The organism is Streptomyces sp. NEAU-sy36 (assembly GCF_013423905.1).
Lineage (GTDB): Bacteria > Actinomycetota > Actinomycetes > Streptomycetales > Streptomycetaceae > Streptomyces > Streptomyces misionensis.
In genome coordinates this window covers 7,653,358-7,677,197 of sequence record NZ_CP058977.1, presented here as the reverse complement: position 1 = coordinate 7,677,197, position 23,840 = coordinate 7,653,358, and the positions used below count along the sequence as shown (strand labels likewise).

Sequence of the window (23,840 nt, the reverse complement as noted above, 5' to 3'; positions counted from 1 at the left end):
ATTGCGGTACCGGTGGGGACCGCCCTCGCCTTCATGTCGGTGGTGCCTCCCCTGATGCAATGGCTCACGAGGCGTTGAGTGCTGTGGGGCGACGGGGCGGCAACTGCAGCCACCCTGCACGTCAGAGCGAGAACCTCGCGCAGACTGTAAATCTGCCGGCTCAGCCTTCCCAGGTTCGAATCCTGGCGCCGCCACACGGAGGGAAACCCCCTCTGATCAGGTCGACCTGATCAGAGGGGGTTTCTCGTTGTCGGGGGCGAGTCGTCCGGACGGGCGCGGCCGTGGCTCGCCCGTGTCGCTCGCTTCCGATGCCAGGCGCGTGTGCCCCCGGGCGTCCCCCGGAGAGGAGAGGCCGATCTCGGGATCGTTCCCGGCACCGATCCGGGCTCCCCGGGCTCTACCGGGCGGGGCGGCCGGCTCGGTCGCCGTTCGCCAGCGGCGCGGCACGGCTCCCGGTCATGCCCCGGTCTCGCATCAGTGACCTAGGCAGTTTCGTTTGGATCAGTCGGTCGTTGGTCCGGGTGTGCCGTTGACTGACGCGCAGTGGGCGCGGATCGAGCCGTTACTCCCGGACCGGACACCGAAGCGGGGTGGCCGCTGGCGCGACCATCGTGAGGTGATTGACGCGATTGCCTACGAGTTCCAGACCGGCACGCAATGGGTCCACCTGCCGGAGAAGTACGGCAACTGGCGAGGCGTCTACAACCGGCTGCGGATGTGGGCCGTCGACGGCACCTGGGAGCGGGTCTTCACCGCCCTGGTGGCCCGGGCCGACGCGGACGAGGACCTCTACTGGGCCGTCTCGGTGGACTCGACGATCGTGCGGGCTCACCAGCACGCGGCTGGAACCCGCAAAAAGGGGCCCCGGCCGGCGAACCGGACGACCACGCCATCGGCCGGTCCCGGGGCGGGCTGACCACGAAGATCCACCTCGCTGCCGATGCCCGCTGCCGGCCTCTCGCGTTCGTTCTCACCGCGGGCCAGGCCGGTGACGCACCTGCCTTCACCGAGGTCATGGCCCGGCTGCGCGTTCCCCGTCGGCGCGGACGGCCGCGCACCAGGCCGGACCTGGTCCTGGCAGACAAGGCGTACTCCTCGCGTGCGATCCGCGAGCACCTGCGCAGGCGCGGCATCCGGGCAGTGATCCCCGTCCACGCTGACCAGCGCGGACACCGGCTACGTCGGGGCAGCCGGGGCGGCAGGCCACCGGCCTTCGATCGCGAGACCTACAAGCAGCGCAACACCGTCGAGCGGTGCATCAACCGCCTGAAGCAGTGGCGAGGCATCGCCACCCGCTACGAGAAGACCGCCACCATCTACCTGGCCGGACTCCACATCGCGGGCATCTTCCTCTGGTCCGCCCGGTGATCCAAACGAAACTGCCTAAGTCACTTGCCGCGGCGAGCAAAGGATAAATGTATTTGAAGCGGCCAAAGCGAAATAAAGGCGACCCTCGGGCGGCTCTGGCGTGACGCTGCTTATCTCGACGTCAAGGCAATTATCGATCATGCGTGATCGCGAGTGAAGAGGGTGTCGTAAAAACGCCCCTGGAAGGTTCTTTCCAGAGGCGTGGAAGAGGGGGGAATGTTGACTATTGAACTTTGGTCGCCCCGGTGACGGTCTGGGAAAGTGTGCGGACCCTGCCGAAGGAGGCGAGTTCCCGCTCATTCGGGAATCGGTAACGGCGATATCCGGTCGTGACGAGGTTGCGGTCCCGTAGGACCTTGAGGGCATTCTCGACAGTGGCTCGGCTGACCGACAAGGCGTCGGCGAGGTCTCCCTGTGAAGGGCCTTCGATCATCCGGCCGTACGTCGTGCACGGCACGGCGCACCGGTCCAGGAGGTGCACGAAGAGGCCGGCGAGCCGCTGCTCCGGGAGCAGGCTCCGGCGGTTGTAGACCCGCTCCGCGACGAGGAGCTGATCCGCCAGCACCTTGCCGAGCGAGGCCGCGATGACCGAGCTGTGTTCGACGATGCCGCGCATGCGGGACAGCGGGACGGCCAGGGTGAGCGTGCTGTTGAGGCAGCGCGCCGTGGGCGCGTGGAGTTCGGGATTGAAGATCTCGGCGGCACCGAGCACGGCGCCGGCGCCATGGAGCCGCACCGTCGTGTCCTCGCCGTAGGAGGACTCCTCGTACACGCAGCCGGAGAGGACCACGTGGACCGTCGAGCCCACGGAACCCCTCAACTGGTCGTTGCGGCTGCTCGATCGAGTCGTGAAGGTGCTGGCGAACTCCTGGCGGGTGGGCCTCGGCAGCTCGGACAGGAACGGGTTGAGGTCGATGAGCCCGCGCAGAGCGCGCGAGCCGGACAGGCCATGGCCCACCCGGCCGGTCTCCATGTCGAAGGTGTACACGGAGTTGCCGAGGACCATGCGTTGCAGCGTTCCCTTGGTGCGGGCGCCGCCGGCTGCCGCTTCGCGCTCGCGTCTTGCCCGGTCCATCAGGAAGCACCCCCGGCGCCGCTGATGCCCGAGGGCCCTGTCGGGCGGCTGGAGAACGGAACCGAAGCGGCGTCGCCCGACTGGACTGGTGTCGCGTTCGCCGTGGTCGACGGCGTCGGCGCGGGCGCGGCGGGGGAGAGCGGCTGGATGACGTGCGGGATGACGGCGAACAACGCGGTGATCGCCGTGAGGACGGCCGCGATGCGCGCCGGCGCGGACGACAGGAGCTTGACGGTGAGGACGGCAGTGGCGGCCGTGATCGCGACGATCATGACCGCGGCCGTAAGGAAGTCCATTCCTTCGGTTCCTTCTGAAGTTGTACAGAGGTATTGGCCGGTCCAGCGATGCGACGTGGACATAAGGGAACCCCAGCCGGACTGGTGAGGTACGGCATAAGAGGGAACGCTCTTGATCGGGCAGGATATAGCACGATCGGTGTGGCGCGGAAATGTCACCCTTGGGGCAGGGATTTGCAGCTCTTCCCTCTGTGGTGTCGAAGCAAAGAACCATTTCCGTAAAATTCTGGGATTACTAACGGGTAACTCTCGGGATTCCCGATCTTTAGGGAATGGTTCTGACCGTCCCGCCGTTACATTCAACGGAGCTGACGTTGTGCCTGGCCGGTCCAGCGCAGCTTGTCGGGGCTTCCTCTGGGGGTGGTGCCCCGGAGGGCCCCGACCACGAGGAGACGCCTCCGACCTGCGAGGACACATCAGAAGATGAAGAAGCTGAACGAGTGAGTGGCGGCACCGAGGTGCCGCCACTGGTCGTTTGCGGCGCGGGCGGGCGGGCGGAGTATCGCCGCGGAGCCGAGAAGCGGCGGGGCAGCTTACCCGCAGGGACTGACAGCCCGGGGTGCCCGCGAGTCCACGGTTCCCCGCGAGTGGGCCGCGCAGCCCGCGCTCTCACCCCGCAGGGCCTTCATCGCGGGCACCCCGACGGGCGCAGTGCGAGCAGGGCGATGTCGTCCGTGGCGTCGCCGCCGAACTTGATGACCAGTTCGTCGCAGAAGACGTCGAGGGAGTCCCGCGCCAGCGTGGCGGCGTACTCGCGCAGGAGCTCCAGGCCGACGTCGAGGGACTGTCCGCGGCGCTCGATGAGACCGTCGGTGAAGAGCAGCAGGGTGGAGTGGGGCGGCAGCGGGTCGCACGCGGACGGTCGGGGGATGTCGGGGTCCATGCCGATCAGCAGCCCCCGGCCGGACTCCAGGTAGTGGGCGCCGCCCTCCGGGGTGACCAGCAGGGGCGGCAGGTGACCCGCTGACGAGTGGTGCAGGTCCGGGTGCCCGGTGCCGCCGGCGTCCTTCAGCAGGGCGTAGACGCAGGTGGCGGTGGAGCGCGGGGAGAGGGTGTGGCTCGCGAGGTCCAGGCGGTGCAGGACGTCGCCGGGCGGCTCGGGGCGGTCGACGGCGAGGCCGCGGAGCATGTTGCGCAGGGTGCTCATGGCCACGGCGGCCTGGAGGTCGTGGCCCGACACGTCGCCGATGACCAGCACGGTGTCGCCGCCGGGCAGGGCGAAGGCGTCGTACCAGTCACCGCCGATCTTGGCCGTGGTGCTGGAGGGGACGTAGCGGGCGACCAGTTCCAGATGGCGGGCACGGGGCAGCTCCGGCAGCAGGGCGCGCTGGAGGTGTTCGGCGTTGGCGTGGGTGTTCTGGTGCTGGCGGGCGTTGTCCAGTCCCACCGCGATGCCGCGGACCAGTTCCGCGACGAGCGGGATGTCGTCCTTGGTGAAGGGCGCTTCGTCATCCGTGCGGACCAGGGTCAGCGCGCCGAAGACCTCCTGGTCGCCACGGAGCGGAGCGATGACCGCGGTGCTGCCGCCCAGCTCCCCCACCAGCTCCAGCTGCCGGGCGTCCAGGGGGTTGTCCGTCCGGCCGGGCGCCGGGATCTCGGTCACCAGCAGCGGACCCGCGCCGCGCAGCACCCGGGGCAGCGGAGCCTTCGTGGTGTCGGTTCTCGGAGGGAGCCGGCCGAGGTGACCGCCGGGGATCACGAGGTGGGGATCGCGGTGGACGATGCAGACGCGTTCCACCTCGCCGTGGTCGAGCAGGTCCACCGCGCACCAGTCGGCCAGCCACTGGGTCAGCACATGGCACACCCGCCGCATCCGTTCGCCCAGGTCGGGGGTGCTGTTCAGGGCGGCGCTGGTGTCGGCGAACAGAGGCAGCCACTCGGACACCGCCCGGTCGACGGTCACCCTGCGCGCCCTCTTCGTGGCGGTCGGCAGGTGCACCGGTCCCGGCGCGGGCCGGGTCGCGAACCGGCTGCCCGGCGGGGCGTACGGCGGAGCGGGCCCGGCCGTCGTGGTGGTGAGCTGGGCGACGAACACGCTGCGCCCGTCGATCGCCTCCTGCGTCTGGATGGCCAGGCGGACGGGGACCGCGTGCCCGTCGTGGTGGAGCGCGGGCATCGGTATCGAACGGCCCAGGATGCGGGACTCACCGGTCAGCAGCAGCGCGCTGAAGCCCGCCACATGGCGCTCGCGCAGGTGCTCGGGGATCAGCACCGTCAGCCGCCGCCCGACGAGGTCGTGCGCGGACCAGCCCAGCAGGTTCGCCGCCGAGTTGTTCACCGCGATGATCCGGTTGCCGTCGTCGGCCGCGATGGTCGGCACGTTGGCGGCCTCCACCTCGCTCGCGTCCCAGGGCGCCAGCTTCGCGGGGATCGCGCCCGGCGCGCCGCGGGCCAGCGTCCATGCCGTGGGGTGCCGCCCGGACAGCTGGCCGACGATCTGCGAGAGCAGCCAGCGCCGGAAGGCCCGGATCTGCGGGAGGGCCGGAAGAGTGAGCAGGTCCCCGCGCCGTGCGGCCATGTCCGCCCTGTCGAGTACCTGGCCCAGGGCCGCCGCGTCCGCGGCGGCGTCCGCGGGGAAGACCACCGCCAGCGAGAGGGTCGTGGTGTCGGGCGTCTCCTGCTTCACCGCGGCCGTCATGCAGGCGGAGATCACCTGGCTCATCTCCCGGGCGGCCAGCAGCTCCTTCGGCCGGATGCCGGCCCGGTCGGCGGCGGACGGGGCGAGGACCAGTTCGCGCAGCGTCCCCTCCCACTGCTGCTGCGCGGCCCAGTACAGGGCGTACGGCACGTCGTCGAGCGCCACGGTCACGGTCCGGCCGCAGGGCCCCATGGTCTCCCACGCGGACGTCGGCGGCGCCGGGGGCTCGGGCCACAGCTCGAACCAGACCGTCTTGCGGTCCTCCCCGCTGTGGACGCCGTAGCTGGCCGCCAGCTCCTCCACCAGCGCCAGGCCCCGCCCGGTGCAGGCGTACGGGTGGCGGTCGTGCGGCACCAGACCGCGCTCCGGCCGGGAATCGCCGATCCGCGCGCACACCCGGTCCTCGGCGGCCCAGACCTGCACCTCCACTTCGGCGCGCGCGTGGATCACCGCGTTGGTCACCAGCTCGTCGACCAGCAGTTCGGCGGTGTCCCGCAGCTCGGGCACGACGTCCCCGAGCGCCGATCGCACGAACCGCCGGGCGATCGCGGCGCTTTTCGGTTCCGGAGGCAGCCGTCGCGACGGCGCTCCGGGCGGCGCGGAAGTGCCCATGGCCGCCGGGTGCCCAGATACCTCCACCCCACCCGGGGCCCGCCCGGAGGATTCACTAGAATCGAACGAGTGAACGAATATGGAAGGCCGGATCCGGACCGTGATCCGGGTGCGGGTGCGGCGGTGCCGCGTCCGGACGATGCTGGAGCCATGACCGGCAAGCGACCCATCGTGGTGCACCTGCCCTCCCCGACCGGCGGCCGCCGGGTCCGGGTGGACGGGGAGATCCTCGGGCTCGCGCACAACGTGCGGGACCTGGTGGAATTCCTGCGCCGGGCGGGGCTGGAGATCGAGCCCGAGCAGGTGGCGGACTCCCCGTTGATCGACTGGCGCGGGGTGGGCCCCGAGCGCTGGGAGGCGGAGTCGCGCACCTGAACCGGGCACACTGGCGGTATGTCCTCCCGACGCAGAACCTGCCCTGTGTGCCACCGCGAGATCGCCGTCGTGGCGGGCCGTTTCGCCCGGCACGACCCGCCCGGGGCGCGCGAGGGCACGCGGCTCGTCTCCTGCGAGGGCTCCCGGCGGCAGGCCCGACTCGGAGCGGCGCAGCCGACGTTGGACGGCTATGTCGTGCCCGAGTTCCCCGGCCAGCTGCCGCTGTTCTGACTCGCCGTCAACTAACCTTGCCGGGGACTCAGTTGCCGGCCACCGACTTCACCGCGACCGACACCGGCGTCGAACCACCCGTCAGCTCCAGTGTCAGACCGGCCGTCGCCGACGTGTCCACCAACTCCGCGAGTACGGCCGCCACGTCGTCGCGCGGGACCATGCCGCGCCCGGTGTGCGCCTCCAGCCGGACCAGGCCGGTGCCCGCGTCGTCGGTCAGCGAACCGGGCCGCAGGATCGTCCAGTCCAGGTCCTTCTGGCGGGCCACGTGGGCGTCGGCCTCGCCCTTGGCGCGCAGATAGGCGTCGAAGACCTCGTCGCCCTGGTGCGCCGGGTCCGCGCCCATCGACGACACCACGACGAAACGGCGTACGCCCGCGCGCACGGCCGCGTCCGCGAACAGCACCGCCGCGCCCTTGTCCACCGTCTCCTTGCGGGCCGTGCCGCTGCCCGGACCGGCGCCGGCCGCGAAGACCGCCGCGTCCGCGCCCCGCAGCCGCTCGGCGACCTCCTCCACCGAGGCCGACTCCAGATCCAGCACCACCGGCTCGGCGCCGGCCGAGCGCAGGTCGCCGGCCTGTTCCGCCGCGCGGATGATCCCCGCGACCTCGTATCCACGCGCGGCGAGCAGCCGCTCCAGCCGCAACGCGATCTGACCGTGCCCTCCAGCGATGACAATGCGCATGCTTCCGACCGTACGCCCGAAGGCCCCCGCCCGCCGCACGGGTTGGCCCCGCTCCGGCCGGCCGGCGGCGCGTGCCCGCCGGCCCTACGGTGCCTCTCCCCGCCCCTGCCGGGGCAGCCCGGGTTCCGCGGGCACCGCCGAGTTGCGGTACTCGCGGACCGCGCTGGTACGGGCCACCACCCGGCCGTGGTGGATCACGATGCGGCTGTAGGCGAGGGAGAGGGCGCCGGGGAGGTGGTCGCCGCGCACGGCGAGGAGTTCGGCCGGGAAGCCCGCCTCCACGCTGACCCGGGGCAGGCCGAGCGCGGCCCGGGCGGAGGTGCTCACCGCGTCGTAGGCGTCCTCGGGTCCGAGGCCGTGGGCGGAGGCGAGGAGATAGGCCGCCTCCAGGGGGTCGCCGCGGCCCACGGGGTTCGACACGTCCCGCAGGGCGCCGCTGCCGGCCGCCACCCGCACCCCGGCCGCCCGCAGCAGCCGTACCGGCGCCGTCCCCCGGCGGTCGGCGCCCCCGCAGCCGCCCTGGGGCAGGCACACCACCGTCACCCCGGCCGCCGCCAGCTGGTCGGCGGCGCGGGAGGCGATGTCCGCGGGCAGGTGCGCGAGACCGGCGCACGGCCCGATCGTCACGCCGGGGCGCAGACCACCCGCCATCGCCGCGAGCCGGGACAACCGGGCCGGGTCCGCCGCGTCGGTGTGCAGGTCCACCGGGCAGCCGTGCTCCGAGGCCACCTCCAGCACCGCCTCCACGTACCCCGTGGGGTCCGGGTCCAGGTCCGGGCAGCCGCCCACCACCGCCGCGCCCATCTTCGCCGCGTCCCGCAGCACCGCCAGCCCGTCCGCGCCGGCCACCCCCGTCAGCAGCCGCGGCATCGCCACCGTCGTCAGCTCCGCGAGCCCGCGCAGCGCCCGCCGCGCCCGCAGAACGGCACCCAGCGCGCCCAGCCCCTGCACGTCGCCCACGCGCACGTGCGCCCGTACGGCCGTCGCCCCGTGCGCCAGCTGGAGCAGCGCGGACTCCGTGGCCCGGCGCTGGACGTCGTCGGGGGCGTACGAGGCCGGGCCCGGGCGCTCGGCGGACAGGGCGGTGTCGCCGTGGGCGTGCGGCTCCGCCGGGGCGGGCAGCAGCAGATAGCCGGTCAGGTCGACGCGCTGCACGCCCGCGCGCGCCGGACCCGACGCCAGGCTGCCCGCGGTGCCCACGGCCTCGATCCGCCCGCCGTCCAGCCGTACGTCCACGGTCCGTCCGTCGGTGAGCCGCGCCCCGCACAGCAGCAGGCCGCCCGGGTCGCCCGGTCCCCGGGACCCGGACGGGCCCGAGGACCCCGACCAGTTCGACGGCGGGTGCGGCTGCGGCTGGCTGTCGGGCATCGCGCTCCAGGGAGGGCAGAGGGGGCGGGGGCCGGTGACCGGGAGGCGTCCCAAGATCACACAAGGCGGACCGAGCCTAGGGTGGCGAGCCGCGCGGACGGCGCAGGAGCGCAATAGTCGTACCGGCGTGGCCCCCGGAGCGACGCGGCCCGTCGCCGCTCCCCGCGCCGGCGCATCAGGCACCCTCCCGAGCCGCGCCGTCGCACCCGCTCGGCCCCCTCGCCGCACCCCCGCCACCCGCGCACCCGCACCCCGGCCGCCCGCCACGAGGCGCGCCCGCCCCCGGGGGGATACGGATTTGGGCGAACGGCGGCGGACCGTGTAATGTCTTCATCGCTCGCCCCAATAGCTCAGTCGGCAGAGCGTCTCCATGGTAAGGAGAAGGTCAACGGTTCGATTCCGTTTTGGGGCTCTGGTGTGAGAGGTTCCCGTCGCAAGACGGGTTCCGATCTCATCAAAGCGGTGTAGCTCAGTCGGTAGAGCAAGCGGCTCATAATCGCTGTGTCACCGGTTCAAGTCCGGTCACCGCTACTGACAGTAGCCGATTGTGGGGTCGGTCCTTCGATCGGCTACTCTTTCTTGCGTTGAATAAGTCCATCCGTTCGTCCTAGGAGCACTCACGTGGCTGCCACCGACGTCCGCCCGAAGATCACGCTGGCCTGCGTGGAGTGCAAGGAGCGGAACTACATCACCAAGAAGAACCGGCGTAACAACCCGGATCGCCTTGAGATGAAGAAGCACTGCCCGCGTTGCAACGCGCACACCGCGCACCGCGAAACGCGATAAATAGGCTCGTTCGCGAGGCCGTCCCCTTCCGAGGGGGCGGCCTCGCGGCGTTCCCGCGGTCGGGCCCGGCTAATTTGGGACCCTCACACCAGACATCAGGAGGTGCCGGGCCATGGCGCTCGACCAGTCCTTCGTGGGACGGACCTACCCGCCCACCGCCCCCTACGAGGTGGGCCGGGAGAAGATCCGCGAGTTCGCCGAGGCCGTGGGGGAGACCAACCCGGTGTTCACGGACCCGGAAGCCGCCAAGGCGTACGGGCACTCCGACGTGATCGCCCCCCCGACCTTCGTGTTCTCCATCACCTTCCGCGCCGCCGGCCAGGTCATCGAGGACCCCCAGCTCGGCCTGGACTACAGCCGGGTCGTGCACGGCGACCAGAAGTTCGCCTACCGCCGCCCGGTGCGCGCCGGCGACCGGCTCACGGTCACCTCGACCATCGAGGCGATCAAGTCCCTCGCGGGCAACGACATCCTGGACATCCGCGGCGAGGTGCACGACGAGGCGGGCGAGCACGTCGTGACCGCCTGGACCAAGCTCGTGGCCCGCGCGGCCGAGGAGGCGTGAGCAGCTGATGACCGCGAAGATCGGCTACGACGACGTCGAGGTCGGCACCGAGCTGCCGGCCCAGACCTTCCCCGTGACCCGCGCCACCCTGGTGCGCTACGCGGGCGCCTCCGGGGACTTCAACCCCATCCACTGGAACGAGAAGTTCGCCAAGGAGGTGGGCCTGCCGGACGTGATCGCGCACGGCATGTTCACCATGGCCGAGGCGATCCGCGTGGTCACCGACTGGCTCGGCGACCCGGGCGCCGTGGTCGAGTACGGCGTCCGCTTCACCAAGCCGGTCGTCGTGCCCAACGACGACCAGGGCGCCCTGATCGAGGTCAGCGGCAAGGTCGCGGCCAAGCTGGACGACAACACCGTCCGCGTCGACCTCACGGCGACCAGCGGCGGCCAGAAGGTGCTGGGCATGTCGCGGGCGGTCGTACGACTGGCCTGACGGCAGGCCCGCGGTCCGGCGGCTGAGCGGTAGACGTAAGGGGCGTCCTCCCTGGGGGCGCCCCTTACGCGTCTCCAGGCGGGATCACGGGGTTGTGGAAGTAGTAATTGAGTACTAACTTACTTCCATGCCCAGGATGAGTGCGGAAGAGCGGCGCGAAAGCGTCGTTCGAGCGGCGATGGAGGAGTTCGGCCGAGGGGGCTACTACGGCACCTCCACCGAGGCCATCGCCAAGCGGGTCGGCGTGTCACAGCCGTACCTCTTCCGGCTCTTCCCGGGGAAGCGGGCGATCTTCCTGGCCGCGGCGGACCGCTGCATCCAGGACACCATCCGCATGTTCGAGGAGGCGGCCGAGGGGCTGGAGGGCGAGGAGGCCCTGCACGCCATGGCCACGGCCTACAAGGCGGCCATCGCCGAGCAGCCCTCGCGGCTGATGATGCAGATGCAGATGTTCCTGGCCGTCGCGGCCGCCGAACAGGAGGGCGACCGGGAGTTCGGCGAGGCCGTGCGGGCCGGGTGGATGCGGCTGTGGGACGCCGTCCATGTGCCGCTCGGCGCCGACGTGACCGGCACGACCCACTTCATGGCCTGCGGAATGCTCATCAACTGCCTGGTGGCCCTCGGCTTCCCGGCCGAGCACCGGGTGTGGGAGGGGCTGCACGCGGAAGCGGACCCGTTCCGGCGCGTAACGGGCGGACCCGAGGCGTAGGCAAGGCGCGCGACACCCATGGGCGGACCCGCGCCCGCAGAAGTTAGTCAGTAATAACTAACCAGTCGAACGGGACTCATCCCCGGGGGAACGATGTCACAGACCCGCAGGAGCGCCGCCTGGGCGCTTCTCGTCACCAGCGTCGCCGGCTTCATGGCGGCCCTGGACAACCTCGTCGTCACCACCGCCCTGCCCTCGATCCGCCAGGATCTCGGCGGCGCGCTGGATGATCTGGAGTGGACGGTGAGCGCGTACACGCTCACCTTCGCCTGCCTGCTGATGTTCGGCGCCGCGCTCGGCGACCGGTTCGGGCGCAGGCGGCTGTTCATCGCCGGACTCACCGTCTTCACCGGCGCCTCGGCCGCCGCGGCGCTGGCGCCCGGCATCGGCTCGCTGATCGCCGCGCGCGCGGTGCAGGGCGTGGGCGCCGCGGTGATGATGCCGCTCACGCTGACCCTGCTGACCGCGGCGGTACCGGCGGCCAGGCGCGGCACGGTGTACGGCATATGGGGCGCGGTCAACGGGCTCGCGGTCGCCTCCGGTCCGCTGATCGGCGGCAGCCTCACCGAACACGTGTCCTGGCACTGGATCTTCTGGCTGAACGTCCCGCTCGGCCTGCTCGTCCTGCCGCTGGCGCGGCTGCGGTTGGCCGAGTCGTACGGCGCCGACGCCCGCCTCGACGTCCCCGGCACCCTGCTCGCCGGCGGCGGCCTCTTCGGGATCGTGTACAGCCTGGTCAGGGGCCCTTCCGACGGCTGGACGGACCCGGTCGTGCTGACCGCGCTGTCGGCCGGCGGCGTGCTCCTGCTCGCCTTCGTGGGCTGGAGCTCACGGGCCGCGAACCCCATGCTGCCGATGCGCCTGTTCCGCTCCCGGGCCTTCTCCGGCATCAACGCGGCGAGCCTGCTGATGTTCGTCGGCATGTTCGGCTCGATCTTCCTGCTCAGCCAGTACATGCAGAACGTGCTGGGCTACTCGCCCACGGACGCCGGGCTCAGGATGCTGCCGTGGACCGGGATGCCGATGCTCGTCGCGCCGATCGCCGGGTTCCTGTCCGACCGCGTGGGCGGCCGCCCGGTCGTCGCCGCCGGCCTGCTGCTCCAGGCCGCCGGCCTCGGCTACCTGGCCTGTGTGGTCACCGCGCACGCCTCCTACGCCGACCAGCTGCCCGCCCTCGTCCTCAGCGGCGCCGGCATGGCCCTGTACTTCGCCCCGGCCGCCGCCCTGGTGATGTCCAGCGTGCGCCCGCAGGAACAGGGCATCGCCTCCGGCGCGAACAACGCCCTGCGCGAGGTGGGCGGCGCGCTCGGCATCGCGGTGATGTCCTCGATCTTCTCGGCGTACGGCGGCTACACCTCCGCCCGGTCCTTCGTCGACGGTCTGCGCCCGGCCCTGATCACCGGCGCCTCGGTGGTCGCCCTCGCCGCGCTGTGCGCGCTGGTGATCCCGGCACGCGCCGGCGGCCCCCGGCCGGCACCGGCGGAACCGGCCGCACCGGCCCTGGAGACCAGGGCGGGCTGACGCCGGCACGTCACCCCGGGACGCACTCGGCCCACACGGTCTTGCACGGAAACGGGCCCTCGATCACCCCCCAACGGTCCGCCAGGGCGTCCACCAGGAGCAGCCCACGCCCCGACTCGGCGTCCACGGCGGGCCGTCGGACGTCCGGCAGCCGCTCGCCGCGCGGGTCGGTGACCTCGATCCGGAGCCGGTCGCCGACGCGGCGGAGCGTCAGCCGGAAGTCCCGGCCCGGCACCCGGCCGTGCGTGACGGCATTCGCCGCCAGCTCGGCCACGAGGTGCGTCGCGGGGTCCGTGGGCAGCCCCCATTGCCGCAACTGCGCCTCGGCGAGCAGCCGGGCGAGGCGGGCCCCGCGCCGGGTGGACGACAGCAGCAGGCTGAAGACGGGGGAGGGGGCGGGCGGTTGGGCCGTGCCGGCGGCGATCTTCTGGTTCACGCTGCTCAGCGTGACCGGAAACACCTACCGTGCGGAGTGAACGGGTGGTCGCGTGCGGTGACTGTCGGCGGGTTGTCCAGTGCTGTCCGGGCTGTCGGCGCCGTTGTCACGGGTAGGGCGCCGCGACAGGGCGCGGGACTACGGAGGGGTGCGGAATGTCGGTGGACGGCGAGGCGGTACGACCCGGCACGGAGACGAACGAACCCGGGTGGGAGGTGGATCCGGACGACGAGTGGGGCGTGGCCGTGATCACCATGGTGGGACGGCAGCTGAAGCTGCTGCGCGAGGCGTCGGGCATGCGCGCCGCCGAGTTCGGGGCGGCCATCGGCTACGGCGAGGACCTGGTCTACAAGGTCGAGGGCGGAAAACGGATCCCCCGGCGCGAGTACCTGGCCGAGTCCGACCGGGTGCTGGGGGCGGGCGGCGTCATCGCGGCGACGTGGGAGGACGTGAAGAAGGTCCGGTATCCGAAGCAGGTTCGGGAACTGGCCAAGCTGGAGGCCCAAGCGGTGGAGATCGGCATCTACGAAAGCAACGGCATCAACGGGCTGCTGCAGGTCGCTGACCATGCGAAAGCCTTGTTCGAGGCCATGCAGCCTCCGTACTCCCCGGACGAGGTGGAACGGATGGTGGCCGCACGAGTGGCTCGCGCTTCGGTCTTCGACCGTTCCCCCGCACCTGCCCTCAGCTTCGTCTTGGAGGAGGCGGCTCTGCGGCGCCCTATCGGGGGCACAATGGTGCGGCGTCGGCAGCTTGAACGCCTGTCGGAGGTGGGGCGGTTGCACAACGTCGTGCTTCAGGTGATGCCGTTGAACTGCGAGATGCACTCCGGCATGGACGGCAAGATCGAACTTCTGAAGTTTGCAGACGGTTCGGCGGTAGGCCGTTCCGACGGGGCGTTCAACGGCCGTCCGACCTCCGACCCCAAACACCTGCGCATCCTCGAGCTGCGGTATGGCACCATCCGGGCTCAGGCGCTCTCGCCGCGGGAGTCGCTGGCCTTCATCGAGCAACTGCTGGGAGAAACATGATCCGCAAGACCACGGCCGGGGACGCCTCCGAGCTGGCGTGGTTCAAGAGCAGCTACAGCAGCGGCAACGACGGCAACTCCTGCGTCGAGCTGGCCGTTTCCCCCGGTACCGTGCATGTCCGCGACTCCAAGAACACCGAGGGCCCCCGGCTGACGCTGACCCCCGGTGCGTGGGCGCGCTTCGTGTCGTACGCCTCGGCGGGCTGAGCCCTTTCAGGGCGGTTACCAGGATGGTGTGGTGCGGGACGGCCGGCCCGGCGGGTCGGCGTCCCAGACCCCACCAGCCCCCCGCTCGTCCCGCCCCGTCGGCCCGTTCTCGTAGTCTTGGGGCCGTGCACGTACTCCACGACGCCCCCCTCGCCCCGCTCACCACCTTCCGGCTCGGTGGGCCCGCCACGCGGTTGGTGACCGCCGGGACCGATGCCGAGGTGATCGACGCCGTACGGGAGGCCGACGACAGCGGGACGCCCCTGCTGATCATCGGCGGCGGGTCGAACCTGGTCATCGGGGACAAGGGATTCGACGGCACCGCGCTGCGGATCGCCACCCGCGGGGTGGAGCTGCGCGGCACGACCCTGGAGCTGGCGGCCGGCGAGGTGTGGAGCGACGCCGTCGCCCGCAGCGTGGAGGCCGGGCTCGCCGGCATCGAGTGCCTGGCCGGGATCCCCGGGTCCGCGGGCGCCACGCCGATCCAGAACGTGGGGGCGTACGGACAGGAGGTCTCCGCCACCATCTCCGAGGTGATCGCCTACGACCGCCGCGCCGGCGAAACGGTCGCCCTCACCAACGAGGAGTGCGCCTTCTCGTACCGCCACAGCCGCTTCAAGGCCGACCCCGAGCGGTACGTCGTGCTGCGCGTCCGCTTCGAGCTGGAGGACGCGGGCGGGCTGTCCGCGCCGGTCAGGTACGCGGAGACGGCCCGGACCCTCGGCGTGGAGCCCGGGGACCGGGTGCCGCTCGCCCGGGCCCGCGAGACGGTGCTGAAGCTGCGGGCGGGCAAGGGCATGGTCCTCGACCCCGAGGACCACGACACCTGGTCGGCCGGTTCCTTCTTCACCAACCCGATCCTCACCGAGGAGCGGTTCACGGCGTTCCGGGCACGCGTGCGCGAGCGGCTCGGCGCGGACGTCGAGCCGCCCGCCTACCCGGCGGGCGAAGGCCGTACGAAGACCTCCGCCGCCTGGCTGATCGACAAGGCCGGCTACACCAAGGGGTACGGCACCGGGCCCGCCCGCATCTCCACCAAGCACACCCTCGCCCTCACCAACCGCGGCGAGGCCACCACCGAGGACCTGCTCGCCCTCGCCCGCGAGGTCGTCGCCGGGGTGCGCGAGGCGTTCGGGATCACCCTCGTCAACGAGCCGGTGATGGTGGGCGTCGGCCTGTAGGGCCCCGTGATCAGGCCGGCGGGCGCGTCAGCCAGTCGTCCACGCCCGCCAGCAGCCGCGCCTTGACGTCCGCCGGGGCGGCCGAGCCGCGCACCGACTGGCGGGCCAGCTCCGCCAGTTCGGGATCCGAGAAGCCGTGCACATGGCGGGCGATCTCGTACTGCGCGGCCAGCCGGGAGCCGAACAGCAGCGGGTCGTCGGCGCCCAGCGCCATCGGGACACCGGCGTCGAAGAAGGTGCGCAGCGGCACGTCCTCGGGCTTCTCGTACACCCCGAGCGCCACATTGGACGCCGGGCACACCTCGCACGTCACCTGGCGGTCGGCCAGCCGCTTCAGCAGCCTCGGGTCCTCGGCCGCCCGCACCCCGTGCCCGATCCGCGCCGCGTGCAGATCGTCCAGGCAGTCCCGCACCGACGCCGGGCCGGTCAGCTCGCCGCCGTGCGGGGCCGACAGCAGGCCGCCCTCCCGCGCGATGTGGAAGGCCCGGTCGAAGTCCCGCGCCATGCCCCGCCGTTCGTCGTTGGACAGCCCGAAGCCCACCACGCCCCGGTCCGCGTACCGCACCGCGAGCCGGGCCAGGGTGCGGGCGTCCAGCGGGTGCTTCATCCGGTTCGCGGCGACCAGCACCCGCATCCCGAGCCCGGTCTCCCGCGAGGTGCTCTCCACCGCGTCCAGGATGATCTCCAGCGTCGGGATCAGCCCGCCGAGCCGGGGCGCGTACGACGTCGGGTCCACCTGGATCTCCAGCCAGCCCGAGCCGTCCCGCAGATCCTCCTGGGCGGCCTCCCGCACCAGGCGCCGGATGTCCTCCGGCTCGCGCAGACAGGAGCGCGCCGCGTCGTACAGCCGCTGGAAGCGGAACCAGCCCCGCTCGTCCGTCGCCCTGAGTTTCGGCGGCTCCCCGCTGGTCAACGCCTCCGTCAGCGTCTCGGGCAGCCGTACGCCGTGCTTGTCGGCCAGTTCCAGTACGGTGCCCGGCCGCATCGAGCCGGTGAAATGCAGGTGCAGATGGGCCTTCGGCAGCTCAGAGAGATCACGTACGCGCTCCATTCCCAGATGCTGCCTCACTCACCCGGTGTCCCGGTAGCCGTTTCCCCGGTCGAGGTCTTGCTCGCACAGACGAACGGGGCCCACCTACGGATATCCGCAGGTGGGCCCTCCATGCGCGTGGGGCGGACGTCAGTCCCGCGCCTCCGCCAGCAGCTTCTGGATCCGGCTCACGCCCTCCACCAGGTCCTCGTCACCGAGCGCGTACGAAAGCCGCAGGTAGCCCGGCGTGCCGAAGGCCTCACCCGGGACGACCGCGACCTCGGCCTCCTCCAGGATCAGCGCGGCCAGCTCGACCGTGTCCTGCGGGCGCTTGCCGCGGATCTCCTTGCCGATCAGCGCCTTGACCGACGGGTAGGCGTAGAAGGCGCCCTCGGGCTCCGGGCAGAACACGCCGTCGATCTCGTTGAGCATCCGCACGATGGTCCGGCGGCGCCGGTCGAAGGCCTCCCGCATCTTCGCCACGGCCTCCAGGTCACCGGAGACGGCGGCCAGCGCGGCGGCCTGGGCCACGTTGGAGACGTTCGAGGTGGCGTGCGACTGGAGGTTGGTCGCGGCCTTGACGACGTCCTTGGGGCCGATCACCCAGCCCACGCGCCAGCCGGTCATGGCGTACGTCTTCGCCACGCCGTTGACCACGACGCACTTGTCGCGCAGCTCGGGCAGCAGCGCCGGCAGCGAGACGGAGACCGCGTCGCCGTAGACCAGGTGCTCGTAGATCTCGTCGGTCAGCACCCACAGGCCGTGCTCCAGCGCCCAGCGGCCGATCGCCTCGGTCTCGGCCTCGGAGTACACCGCGCCGGTCGGGTTGGACGGGGAGACGAACAGGACGACCTTCGTCTTGTCCGTGCGCGCCGCCTCCAGCTGCTCGACGGAGACCCGGTAGCCGGTGGTCTCGTCGGCCACGACCTCCACCGGGACACCGCCCGCGAGGCGGATCGACTCCGGGTAGGTGGTCCAGTACGGCGCCGGGACGATGACCTCGTCGCCCGGGTCGAGGATCGCGGCGAACGCCTCGTAGATGGCCTGCTTGCCGCCGTTGGTGACCAGGATCTGGGAGACGTCGGGCTCCCAGCCGGAGTCGCGCAGCGTCTTCGCGGCGATCGCGGCCTTCAGCTCGGGCAGGCCGCCGGCCGGCGTGTACCGGTGGAACTTCGGGTTCTTGCAGGCCTCGATCGCGGCCTCGACGATGTAGTCCGGGGTGGGGAAGTCGGGCTCACCGGCGCCGAAGCCGATCACCGGTCGCCCGGCGGCCTTCAGGGCCTTGGCCTTGGCGTCCACGGCGAGGGTGGCGGACTCGGAGATCGCGCCGACTCGGGCGGAGACCCGGCGCTCGGTGGGAGGGGTTGCAGCGCTCATGGAGCCCATGGTTCCAGACCGGAAATGTCCGGGGCACACGGGTTTCACAGACTGAACATCGAGGGGTCGAGGCATGAACAGGGATCCGAATCCGGCCCCCGGCCTGGACGATCTTCGGTCCGGTGACCCCGGACGGCCACTTTCTGTTCGACGCCGGGCGCCGGACCACGTACACTCTCACCTCGTTGGCCTCCAGCGGCCACCGCCACGGTCGGTGCACACCGAGCACCTGGCCGGATGCGGTACGTTGGGGACACACAAAGGGTCGTAGCTCAATTGGTAGAGCACCGGTCTCCAAAACCGGCGGTTGGGGGTTCAAGTCCCTCCGGCCCTGCTACACACACCGCCAGGATGTGTGCGCATGTACGTACAGCAATGCACCGCCGTGCGGCTCAGAAACCGGGCGCGGCACGGCCACGACCCGGGATCAGGTGAGGACTATGACGGACGCCGTGGGCTCCATCGACACGCCTGATGCCCGGGACGAAGTGCCCGAGTCCAGGAAGGCCCGCAAGGGCGGCAAGCGCGCCAAGAAGGGCCCGCTGAAGCGCCTGGCCACCTTCTACCGCCAGATCGTCGCGGAGCTCCGCAAGGTCGTCTGGCCGACGCGGAACCAGCTGACGTCGTACACCACCGTGGTGATCTTCTTCGTCGCCATCATGATCGCGCTGGTGACCGTGATTGACTATGGGCTCAACCACGCCGCCAAGTACGTCTTCGGCTGAGCCAAGAGCGAAGGGCGCCGTGGCACCGGCGCCCCTTTTCGCATGTTCCACCCCTATGTAACCAGGAAGAAGCAGCCATCGTGTCTGACCCGAACCTGAACGACGACGCCACCGAGTCTCGCGGGAACGCTGCCGAGATGGTGGACGACGAGCTCGACATCGTCGAGGGCGCGGACGAGCAGGACGAGTTCGAGGCTGCCGAGGCCGAGGCGGGCGAGCCGGCCGAGGAGGCCGCGCTGCACACCGAGGACGCGGACGACGCGGACGAGGACGAGGAAGCCGAGGAGGACGGCGAGGACGCCGCCGCCGAGGCCGCCGAGGAGGAGCCCGCGGCTCCGGTCGACCCGGTCCAGGCCCTGCGTGAGGAACTGCGCACCCTGCCCGGCGAGTGGTACGTCATCCACACCTACGCCGGCTACGAGAACCGCGTGAAGACCAACCTGGAGCAGCGCGCCGTCTCGCTGAACGTCGAGGACTACATCTTCCAGGCCGAGGTGCCGCAGGAAGAGGTCGTCCAGATCAAGAACGGCGACCGCAAGACGATCAAGCAGAACAAGCTGCCCGGTTACGTCCTGGTCCGCATGGACCTGACGAACGAGTCCTGGGGCGTCGTCCGCAACACCCCGGGCGTCACCGGCTTCGTCGGCAACGCCTACGACCCGTACCCGCTGACCCTGGACGAGATCGTCAAGATGCTCGCCCCGGAGGCCGAGGAGAAGGCCGCCCGCGAGGCCGCCGAGGCCGAGGGCAAGCCCGCCCCGCAGCGCAAGGTCGAGGTCCAGGTGCTGGACTTCGAGGTCGGCGACTCGGTCACCGTCACCGACGGCCCGTTCGCCACCCTCCAGGCGACCATCAACGAGATCAACGCCGACTCCAAGAAGGTCAAGGGCCTGGTGGAGATCTTCGGCCGCGAGACCCCGGTCGAGCTTTCCTTCGACCAGATCCAGAAGAACTAGTTCTTTCTGGACCTATCGCTTCCGGCCAGGTCAGACGGGCTGTCACAGCCCGTCTGACCTGCTCGGTTTTTGGCCGCGCATCTATACCCGTTATCGTTGTGCGGTATGCCTGCATCCGGGTGGTCCCCGGGAGCGGGCAGGACCCGAATCGAAAGGACCCGGAGAGCTATGCCTCCCAAGAAGAAGAAGGTCACGGGGCTCATCAAGCTCCAGATCCAGGCCGGTGCCGCCAACCCGGCTCCGCCGGTCGGCCCGGCGCTGGGTCAGCACGGCGTCAACATCATGGAGTTCTGCAAGGCCTACAACGCCGCGACCGAGTCGCAGCGTGGCTGGGTCATCCCCGTGGAGATCACGGTCTACGAGGACCGCTCCTTCACCTTCGTCACCAAGACGCCGCCGGCCGCCAAGATGATCCTCAAGGCCGCGGGTGTGGAGAAGGGCTCCGGCGAGCCGCACAAGACCAAGGTCGCCAAGATCACCGAGGCGCAGGTCCGCGAGATCGCCCAGACCAAGATGCCCGACCTGAACGCGAACGACCTGGACGCCGCGGCGAAGATCATCGCCGGCACCGCGCGCTCCATGGGCGTCACGGTCGAGGGCTGACCCCACCACCAGCAGGTAATGCGGCCGTGACCGGTCGCACGTGGCAGGGCCTGCTCGGCCCAGGGACCACGACTCCTTTCAGAACACACAGGAGCAAGTTGTGAGCAAGCGCAGCAAGGCTCTCCGCGCTGCGGACGCCAAGATCGACCGGGAGAAGCTGTACGCCCCGCTCGAGGCCGTCCGTCTCGCCAAGGAGACCTCCACGACCAAGTTCGACGGCACCGTCGAGGTCGCCTTCCGCCTGGGTGTCGACCCGCGCAAGGCCGACCAGATGGTCCGTGGCACCGTGAACCTTCCGCACGGCACCGGTAAGACCGCCCGGGTCCTGGTCTTCGCGACCGGTGACCGTGCCGAGGCCGCACGTGCCGCGGGCGCCGACATCGTCGGTGCCGACGAGCTGATCGACGAGGTCTCGAAGGGCCGCCTGGACTTCGACGCCGTCGTCGCCACCCCGGACCTCATGGGCAAGGTCGGCCGCCTCGGCCGCGTCCTCGGCCCCCGTGGTCTGATGCCGAACCCGAAGACCGGCACCGTCACCCCCGACGTCGCCAAGGCCGTCACCGACATCAAGGGCGGCAAGATCGAGTTCCGCGTCGACAAGCACTCGAACCTGCACTTCATCATCGGCAAGGTGTCCTTCGACGACACCAAGCTGGTGGAGAACTACGGCGCCGCGCTGGAGGAGATCCTCCGTCTGAAGCCGTCCGCCGCCAAGGGTCGCTACATCAAGAAGGCCGCCATCACCACCACGATGGGCCCCGGCATCCAGGTCGACCCGAACCGCACCCGCAACCTCCTCGTCGAGGAGGACCCGGCCGCCGTCTGAGCCTCCCGCTCACCCCGGTAGCCGCGTCCGGTACGCGTGACTGAAGGGCGGGCCCCGCAACCTTTCGAGGTGCGGGGCCCGTCCTTCTTCGTGTACGAGCTGATCGTCGTACGACTGTCGGGGGCCGGGTCTAGGCTGCGGACAGACCATTCACAGGGGGAGGACGCGAATGAAGAGCACGACCGTACGCCGGGTGACCCTTTCCGTGGCCGTGGCGGCGGCGCTGACCGGGGTGGCCGCGTGCGGCTCCTCGGGCTCCGGGAAGGGCGCCGCGGGGGGCGGCACGGCGATCCACGCCAGTCCGGTCGCCGCCGTGCTGCGCACCGTCGAGCAGAACACCGACAAGGCCGAGTCGGCCAAGGTGCGCTCCAGCACCTCCCTGGGCGACCTCATGTCGCTCACCGCGAACGGCGAGGTGTCCTGGGCCGGCGGCCTCAAGGGCGACCTCACGCTGACCTACACGGGCGGCAAGCTGGGCGACGCGCTGCGCAAGGCGGGCAACACGTCCTCGCAGGCCCGGTACCTGCCGGACGCCGCTTACGGGAAGATGAGCGACAAGTTCGCCCGGACGACCGGCAAGCACTGGGTCCGCTACAGCTACGACGACCTCACCAAGATCACCGGTGGGACCATGCCCAACCTCCAGCAGCAGGCGCGCTCCACCACGCCGAACCAGGCCGTGCAGGCGCTGCTCGCCTCCCACGACGTGCACAAGGTCGGCGCCGAGACCGTCTCCGGGGTCCGGGCCACGCACTACGCCGGCACCCTGGACATCGCCGACCTCGCCCGCAGGACCGGCGGCCTGAGCGCTGACCGGCTGGCCGCCCTCAAGAAGCAGCTCCAGGCGAACGGCGTCACCACCGAGACCCTCGACGTCTGGATCAGCGACCAGAACCTGCTGGTCAAGAAGTCCGAGCGGGCCGACACGGCCAACGGCGTCATGACCAACACCACGTACTACAGCGACTACGGCGTGAAGGTCAGCCCCGTGGCGCCGCCGGCCGCCGACACCGAGAACTTCGCCGACCTGATGAAGTCCGGCGGCTCCGGCATGCTCTCCTGACGCCCGGCCGGGGCCCGATTTGCTCCGCGGCGCCCCGGTCCCGTACGCTCATTCCCGAAGCCAAAGACCGCTGGTCGTTGCCGCGCGCTTTAAGGGTGCGGTGGCCGAAGGATCCGCTGAAAAGTGGGCGACCCGCGCAGGTGACTGTGGAAGTACTCCCGGAGTGCGCGTCCAGCGCGTGTGCGACCGGTCGAGTCCGCCCCGTGCGCCTGCGCCGGGGCGTTTCGTTTTCCCCAGTCCTCCTTCGGGTCCGCGCGGTCCGAATCACCCGGAAGGAGGCCGAGGCTCTATGGCGAGGCCCGACAAGGCTGCCGCGGTTGCGGAGCTGACGGACAAGTTCCGCAGCTCCAACGCCGCCGTGCTGACCGAGTACCGCGGTCTCACCGTGGCGCAGCTCAAGACGCTGCGCCGGTCGCTCGGTGAGAACGCCCAGTACGCCGTGGTGAAGAACACGCTGACCAAGATTGCGGCCAACGAGGCCGGGATCACGCTGGACGACCAGCTCTTCGCTGGTCCGACGGCCGTCGCCTTCGTCACCGGTGACCCGGTGGAGTCGGCGAAGGGTCTCCGTGACTTCGCCAAGGACAACCCGAATCTCGTCATCAAGGGCGGTGTCCTTGACGGCAAGGCGATGTCCGCCGACGAGATCAAGAAGCTTGCGGACCTCGAGTCCCGCGAGGTTCTGCTCAGCAAGCTGGCCGGTGCCATGAAGGGCAAGCAGTCGCAGGCTGCCTCCCTCTTCCAGGCGCTGCCGTCGAAGCTCGTCCGCACCGTGGACGCGCTGCGCGCCAAGCAGGCCGAGCAGGGCGGTGCCGAGTAATTCGGCTCGCTTTCTGACCCGCACCGTCCGGCGCGGGTCGCAGCGGGCCGACGTACGCCCGCCTTACCCAGTACATCCGGCACCTGCCGATTGAGTGGAAGGACCGCCATCATGGCGAAGCTCACCCAGGACGAGCTGCTTGCCCAGTTCGAGGAGATGACCCTCATCGAGCTCTCCGAGTTCGTGAAGGCCTTCGAGGAGAAGTTCGACGTCACCGCCGCCGCTGCCGCGCCGGTCGTCGTCGCCGGTGGTGCCGCTGGTGGCGCCGCCGCCGAGGCCGCCGAGGAGAAGGACGAGTTCGACGTCATCCTCACCGGCGCCGGCGACAAGAAGATCCAGGTCATCAAGGTCGTGCGTGAGCTGACCTCGCTGGGTCTGAAGGAGGCCAAGGACCTCGTCGACGGCACCCCGAAGCCGGTCCTCGAGAAGGTCAACAAGGAGACCGCCGACAAGGCCGCCGAGTCCCTCAAGGGCGCCGGCGCCTCCGTCGAGGTCAAGTAACACCTCGCGGGTCCGCAGGACTCGAACGCGCGCTGATTTCGGCCCTCCAGGGCTGTAACGCGAACGCACCGAAGAGCGATCATCCATCCGGGTGGTCGCTCTTCGGCGTATCCGGAGGGCCGGTCGCGGTTGCCTTGCACTCGCGGTGTCGAGAGGTATGGTGATCTTCGTCGTGTCTCCGGACGGCCCGGTTCCGGTGGGAGACCCTTGACGAACCGCACGCAGCGCGCAATTCTCAGGACGCGTCGTCACAAGGATCCGAATCCGAGGCATGGATCGGCGGCGAAGAGGGCAGTATGAACGTGCGTTGAGGGCAGCATGCCGAAGGCGTCGACAAGAGTGGTGAGCACAGCGAGGGTCTCGACAAACCCGCACTGGACATCAGTGTGCCAAGTGGCTACACTGACCCTTTGCGCTGCC

At 70.7% G+C, this 23,840-nt stretch carries 26 protein-coding genes and 4 tRNA genes; 22 read left to right on the top strand and 8 right to left on the bottom strand.

All coding sequences use genetic code 11. From position 1 onward, the window contains the following. Positions 1 to 87: 87 nt before the first annotated feature. Positions 88 to 194 (top strand) — tRNA-Tyr (locus tag HZZ00_RS33660). Positions 195 to 496: 302 nt separating this feature from the next. Continuing rightward, positions 497 to 1,368, top strand: a protein-coding gene (locus HZZ00_RS33655; RefSeq protein WP_374028500.1) for an IS5 family transposase whose coding sequence is annotated in 2 segments (ribosomal slippage) — positions 497 to 863 and positions 863 to 1,368 — 873 coding nt in all. Because the reading frame shifts where the segments join, the coding sequence is not laid out codon by codon here. Positions 1,369 to 1,591: 223 nt separating this feature from the next. Here HZZ00_RS33655 and HZZ00_RS33650 read toward each other — a convergent pair. The 3 genes from HZZ00_RS33650 to HZZ00_RS33640 all read right to left on the bottom strand — a co-directional run bounded on the left by HZZ00_RS33650 (position 1,592) and on the right by HZZ00_RS33640 (position 5,989). Beyond that, positions 1,592 to 2,443: a Crp/Fnr family transcriptional regulator gene (locus HZZ00_RS33650; protein WP_180329859.1), complete on the bottom strand. Its 852-nt coding sequence runs from the start codon at positions 2,441 to 2,443 to the stop codon at positions 1,592 to 1,594. Further along, positions 2,443 to 2,739, bottom strand: a complete 297-nt coding sequence (locus HZZ00_RS33645; protein WP_180329858.1) for a hypothetical protein — start codon at positions 2,737 to 2,739, stop codon at positions 2,443 to 2,445. Before HZZ00_RS33645 ends, HZZ00_RS33650 begins: the two co-directional genes overlap by 1 nt. Before the next feature lie 625 nt (positions 2,740 to 3,364). Continuing rightward, a complete protein-coding gene (locus tag HZZ00_RS33640) occupies positions 3,365 to 5,989 on the bottom strand; it encodes a SpoIIE family protein phosphatase (protein WP_180329857.1) in 2,625 nt (874 codons plus the stop codon). Between the two features lie 150 nt (positions 5,990 to 6,139). On the opposite strand from HZZ00_RS33640, the gene HZZ00_RS33635 reads away from it, so the two are divergent. Both HZZ00_RS33635 and HZZ00_RS33630 read left to right on the top strand, forming a co-directional pair. Continuing rightward, complete coding sequence (locus HZZ00_RS33635; protein WP_177330156.1) at positions 6,140 to 6,364, top strand: hypothetical protein; 225 nt, start codon at positions 6,140 to 6,142, stop codon at positions 6,362 to 6,364. A gap of 18 nt (positions 6,365 to 6,382) precedes the next feature. After that, positions 6,383 to 6,595, top strand: a complete 213-nt coding sequence (locus tag HZZ00_RS33630) for a hypothetical protein (protein ID WP_070026350.1) — start codon at positions 6,383 to 6,385, stop codon at positions 6,593 to 6,595. A gap of 28 nt (positions 6,596 to 6,623) precedes the next feature. On the opposite strand, the gene HZZ00_RS33625 is transcribed toward HZZ00_RS33630, so the two are convergent. Continuing rightward, a complete protein-coding gene (locus HZZ00_RS33625; RefSeq protein ID WP_180329856.1) occupies positions 6,624 to 7,280 on the bottom strand; it encodes an SDR family oxidoreductase in 657 nt (218 codons plus the stop codon). An 84-nt stretch (positions 7,281 to 7,364) separates the two neighbouring features. After that, positions 7,365 to 8,648 (bottom strand): amidohydrolase family protein, encoded by a 1,284-nt coding sequence (locus tag HZZ00_RS33620; RefSeq protein ID WP_180329855.1) that lies wholly within the window; start codon positions 8,646 to 8,648, stop codon positions 7,365 to 7,367. Between the two features lie 339 nt (positions 8,649 to 8,987). Between HZZ00_RS33620 and HZZ00_RS33615 the strand changes: the two genes are divergently transcribed. From HZZ00_RS33615 to HZZ00_RS33585, 7 genes are all read left to right on the top strand, one after another. Further along, positions 8,988 to 9,060 (top strand) — tRNA-Thr (locus tag HZZ00_RS33615). Between the two features lie 46 nt (positions 9,061 to 9,106). After that, a tRNA-Met gene (locus tag HZZ00_RS33610) sits at positions 9,107 to 9,179 on the top strand. A gap of 90 nt (positions 9,180 to 9,269) precedes the next feature. Next, a complete protein-coding gene (gene rpmG, locus HZZ00_RS33605) occupies positions 9,270 to 9,434 on the top strand; it encodes a 50S ribosomal protein L33 (RefSeq protein ID WP_003948671.1) in 165 nt (54 codons plus the stop codon). A 112-nt stretch (positions 9,435 to 9,546) separates the two neighbouring features. Continuing rightward, positions 9,547 to 9,999 (top strand): MaoC family dehydratase N-terminal domain-containing protein, encoded by a 453-nt coding sequence (locus tag HZZ00_RS33600; RefSeq protein WP_070026347.1) that lies wholly within the window; start codon positions 9,547 to 9,549, stop codon positions 9,997 to 9,999. A gap of 7 nt (positions 10,000 to 10,006) precedes the next feature. Further along, positions 10,007 to 10,435: a MaoC family dehydratase gene (locus tag HZZ00_RS33595; protein ID WP_180329854.1), complete on the top strand. Its 429-nt coding sequence runs from the start codon at positions 10,007 to 10,009 to the stop codon at positions 10,433 to 10,435. Positions 10,436 to 10,562: 127 nt separating this feature from the next. Continuing rightward, positions 10,563 to 11,144 carry a TetR/AcrR family transcriptional regulator gene (locus tag HZZ00_RS33590; RefSeq protein ID WP_180329853.1) on the top strand — a complete coding sequence of 194 codons (582 nt, stop codon included), beginning with the start codon at positions 10,563 to 10,565 and terminating at the stop codon, positions 11,142 to 11,144. A 93-nt stretch (positions 11,145 to 11,237) separates the two neighbouring features. Beyond that, positions 11,238 to 12,665: an MFS transporter gene (locus HZZ00_RS33585; protein WP_180329852.1), complete on the top strand. Its 1,428-nt coding sequence runs from the start codon at positions 11,238 to 11,240 to the stop codon at positions 12,663 to 12,665. 10 nt (positions 12,666 to 12,675) lie between these two features. Here the strand turns inward: HZZ00_RS33585 and HZZ00_RS33580 are convergent, their stop codons facing one another. Further along, a complete protein-coding gene (locus HZZ00_RS33580; protein WP_180329851.1) occupies positions 12,676 to 13,101 on the bottom strand; it encodes an ATP-binding protein in 426 nt (141 codons plus the stop codon). Positions 13,102 to 13,256: 155 nt separating this feature from the next. Between HZZ00_RS33580 and HZZ00_RS33575 the strand changes: the two genes are divergently transcribed. From HZZ00_RS33575 to HZZ00_RS33565, 3 genes are all read left to right on the top strand, one after another. Further along, positions 13,257 to 14,132: a helix-turn-helix transcriptional regulator gene (locus HZZ00_RS33575; protein WP_180329850.1), complete on the top strand. Its 876-nt coding sequence runs from the start codon at positions 13,257 to 13,259 to the stop codon at positions 14,130 to 14,132. Continuing rightward, positions 14,129 to 14,338: a DUF397 domain-containing protein gene (locus HZZ00_RS33570; RefSeq protein ID WP_180329849.1), complete on the top strand. Its 210-nt coding sequence runs from the start codon at positions 14,129 to 14,131 to the stop codon at positions 14,336 to 14,338. The genes HZZ00_RS33575 and HZZ00_RS33570 overlap by 4 nt, the downstream gene beginning before the upstream one ends. A gap of 125 nt (positions 14,339 to 14,463) precedes the next feature. Beyond that, entirely contained in the window at positions 14,464 to 15,519 is a 1,056-nt protein-coding gene (locus HZZ00_RS33565) for a UDP-N-acetylmuramate dehydrogenase (protein ID WP_180329848.1), read from the top strand. Between the two features lie 10 nt (positions 15,520 to 15,529). On the opposite strand, the gene HZZ00_RS33560 is transcribed toward HZZ00_RS33565, so the two are convergent. Both HZZ00_RS33560 and HZZ00_RS33555 read right to left on the bottom strand, forming a co-directional pair. After that, positions 15,530 to 16,570: an adenosine deaminase gene (locus HZZ00_RS33560; RefSeq protein WP_180329847.1), complete on the bottom strand. Its 1,041-nt coding sequence runs from the start codon at positions 16,568 to 16,570 to the stop codon at positions 15,530 to 15,532. Between the two features lie 129 nt (positions 16,571 to 16,699). Beyond that, positions 16,700 to 17,926, bottom strand: coding sequence for a pyridoxal phosphate-dependent aminotransferase (locus tag HZZ00_RS33555; protein ID WP_180329846.1), 1,227 nt, complete (start codon positions 17,924 to 17,926; stop codon positions 16,700 to 16,702). A gap of 261 nt (positions 17,927 to 18,187) precedes the next feature. Between HZZ00_RS33555 and HZZ00_RS33550 the strand changes: the two genes are divergently transcribed. From HZZ00_RS33550 to rplL, 8 genes are all read left to right on the top strand, one after another. Further along, a tRNA-Trp gene (locus tag HZZ00_RS33550) sits at positions 18,188 to 18,260 on the top strand. Between the two features lie 106 nt (positions 18,261 to 18,366). Beyond that, complete coding sequence (secE, locus tag HZZ00_RS33545; protein WP_180329845.1) at positions 18,367 to 18,651, top strand: preprotein translocase subunit SecE; 285 nt, start codon at positions 18,367 to 18,369, stop codon at positions 18,649 to 18,651. A gap of 80 nt (positions 18,652 to 18,731) precedes the next feature. After that, positions 18,732 to 19,607: a transcription termination/antitermination protein NusG gene (nusG, locus tag HZZ00_RS33540; protein ID WP_070026334.1), complete on the top strand. Its 876-nt coding sequence runs from the start codon at positions 18,732 to 18,734 to the stop codon at positions 19,605 to 19,607. Between the two features lie 168 nt (positions 19,608 to 19,775). Beyond that, entirely contained in the window at positions 19,776 to 20,210 is a 435-nt protein-coding gene (rplK, locus tag HZZ00_RS33535; protein ID WP_030747472.1) for a 50S ribosomal protein L11, read from the top strand. Positions 20,211 to 20,310: 100 nt separating this feature from the next. Next, complete coding sequence (rplA, locus tag HZZ00_RS33530) at positions 20,311 to 21,036, top strand: 50S ribosomal protein L1 (protein WP_070026333.1); 726 nt, start codon at positions 20,311 to 20,313, stop codon at positions 21,034 to 21,036. A gap of 169 nt (positions 21,037 to 21,205) precedes the next feature. Further along, positions 21,206 to 22,099: a hypothetical protein gene (locus tag HZZ00_RS33525; RefSeq protein ID WP_180329844.1), complete on the top strand. Its 894-nt coding sequence runs from the start codon at positions 21,206 to 21,208 to the stop codon at positions 22,097 to 22,099. 289 nt (positions 22,100 to 22,388) lie between these two features. Further along, on the top strand, positions 22,389 to 22,919 hold the full coding sequence (rplJ, locus tag HZZ00_RS33520; RefSeq protein WP_070026331.1) for a 50S ribosomal protein L10: 531 nt from the start codon (positions 22,389 to 22,391) through the stop codon (positions 22,917 to 22,919). 111 nt (positions 22,920 to 23,030) lie between these two features. Next, positions 23,031 to 23,420: a 50S ribosomal protein L7/L12 gene (rplL, locus tag HZZ00_RS33515; protein WP_180329843.1), complete on the top strand. Its 390-nt coding sequence runs from the start codon at positions 23,031 to 23,033 to the stop codon at positions 23,418 to 23,420. Positions 23,421 to 23,840 lie beyond the last annotated feature (420 nt).

Coding starts and splice junctions, on each gene's coding strand:
- HZZ00_RS33650 (WP_180329859.1), bottom strand. CDS start 2,443: ATGGACCGGGCAAGACGCGAGCGCGAAGCGGCAGCCGGCGGCGCCCGC.
- HZZ00_RS33645 (WP_180329858.1), bottom strand. CDS start 2,739: ATGGACTTCCTTACGGCCGCGGTCATGATCGTCGCGATCACGGCCGCC.
- HZZ00_RS33640 (WP_180329857.1), bottom strand. CDS start 5,989: ATGGGCACTTCCGCGCCGCCCGGAGCGCCGTCGCGACGGCTGCCTCCG.
- HZZ00_RS33635 (WP_177330156.1), top strand. CDS start 6,140: ATGACCGGCAAGCGACCCATCGTGGTGCACCTGCCCTCCCCGACCGGC.
- HZZ00_RS33630 (WP_070026350.1), top strand. CDS start 6,383: ATGTCCTCCCGACGCAGAACCTGCCCTGTGTGCCACCGCGAGATCGCC.
- HZZ00_RS33625 (WP_180329856.1), bottom strand. CDS start 7,280: ATGCGCATTGTCATCGCTGGAGGGCACGGTCAGATCGCGTTGCGGCTG.
- HZZ00_RS33620 (WP_180329855.1), bottom strand. CDS start 8,648: ATGCCCGACAGCCAGCCGCAGCCGCACCCGCCGTCGAACTGGTCGGGG.
- HZZ00_RS33600 (WP_070026347.1), top strand. CDS start 9,547: ATGGCGCTCGACCAGTCCTTCGTGGGACGGACCTACCCGCCCACCGCC.
- HZZ00_RS33595 (WP_180329854.1), top strand. CDS start 10,007: ATGACCGCGAAGATCGGCTACGACGACGTCGAGGTCGGCACCGAGCTG.
- HZZ00_RS33590 (WP_180329853.1), top strand. CDS start 10,563: ATGCCCAGGATGAGTGCGGAAGAGCGGCGCGAAAGCGTCGTTCGAGCG.
- HZZ00_RS33585 (WP_180329852.1), top strand. CDS start 11,238: ATGTCACAGACCCGCAGGAGCGCCGCCTGGGCGCTTCTCGTCACCAGC.
- HZZ00_RS33575 (WP_180329850.1), top strand. CDS start 13,257: ATGTCGGTGGACGGCGAGGCGGTACGACCCGGCACGGAGACGAACGAA.
- HZZ00_RS33570 (WP_180329849.1), top strand. CDS start 14,129: ATGATCCGCAAGACCACGGCCGGGGACGCCTCCGAGCTGGCGTGGTTC.
- HZZ00_RS33560 (WP_180329847.1), bottom strand. CDS start 16,570: ATGGAGCGCGTACGTGATCTCTCTGAGCTGCCGAAGGCCCATCTGCAC.
- HZZ00_RS33555 (WP_180329846.1), bottom strand. CDS start 17,926: ATGAGCGCTGCAACCCCTCCCACCGAGCGCCGGGTCTCCGCCCGAGTC.
- secE (WP_180329845.1), top strand. CDS start 18,367: ATGACGGACGCCGTGGGCTCCATCGACACGCCTGATGCCCGGGACGAA.
- rplK (WP_030747472.1), top strand. CDS start 19,776: ATGCCTCCCAAGAAGAAGAAGGTCACGGGGCTCATCAAGCTCCAGATC.
- HZZ00_RS33525 (WP_180329844.1), top strand. CDS start 21,206: ATGAAGAGCACGACCGTACGCCGGGTGACCCTTTCCGTGGCCGTGGCG.
- rplJ (WP_070026331.1), top strand. CDS start 22,389: ATGGCGAGGCCCGACAAGGCTGCCGCGGTTGCGGAGCTGACGGACAAG.
- rplL (WP_180329843.1), top strand. CDS start 23,031: ATGGCGAAGCTCACCCAGGACGAGCTGCTTGCCCAGTTCGAGGAGATG.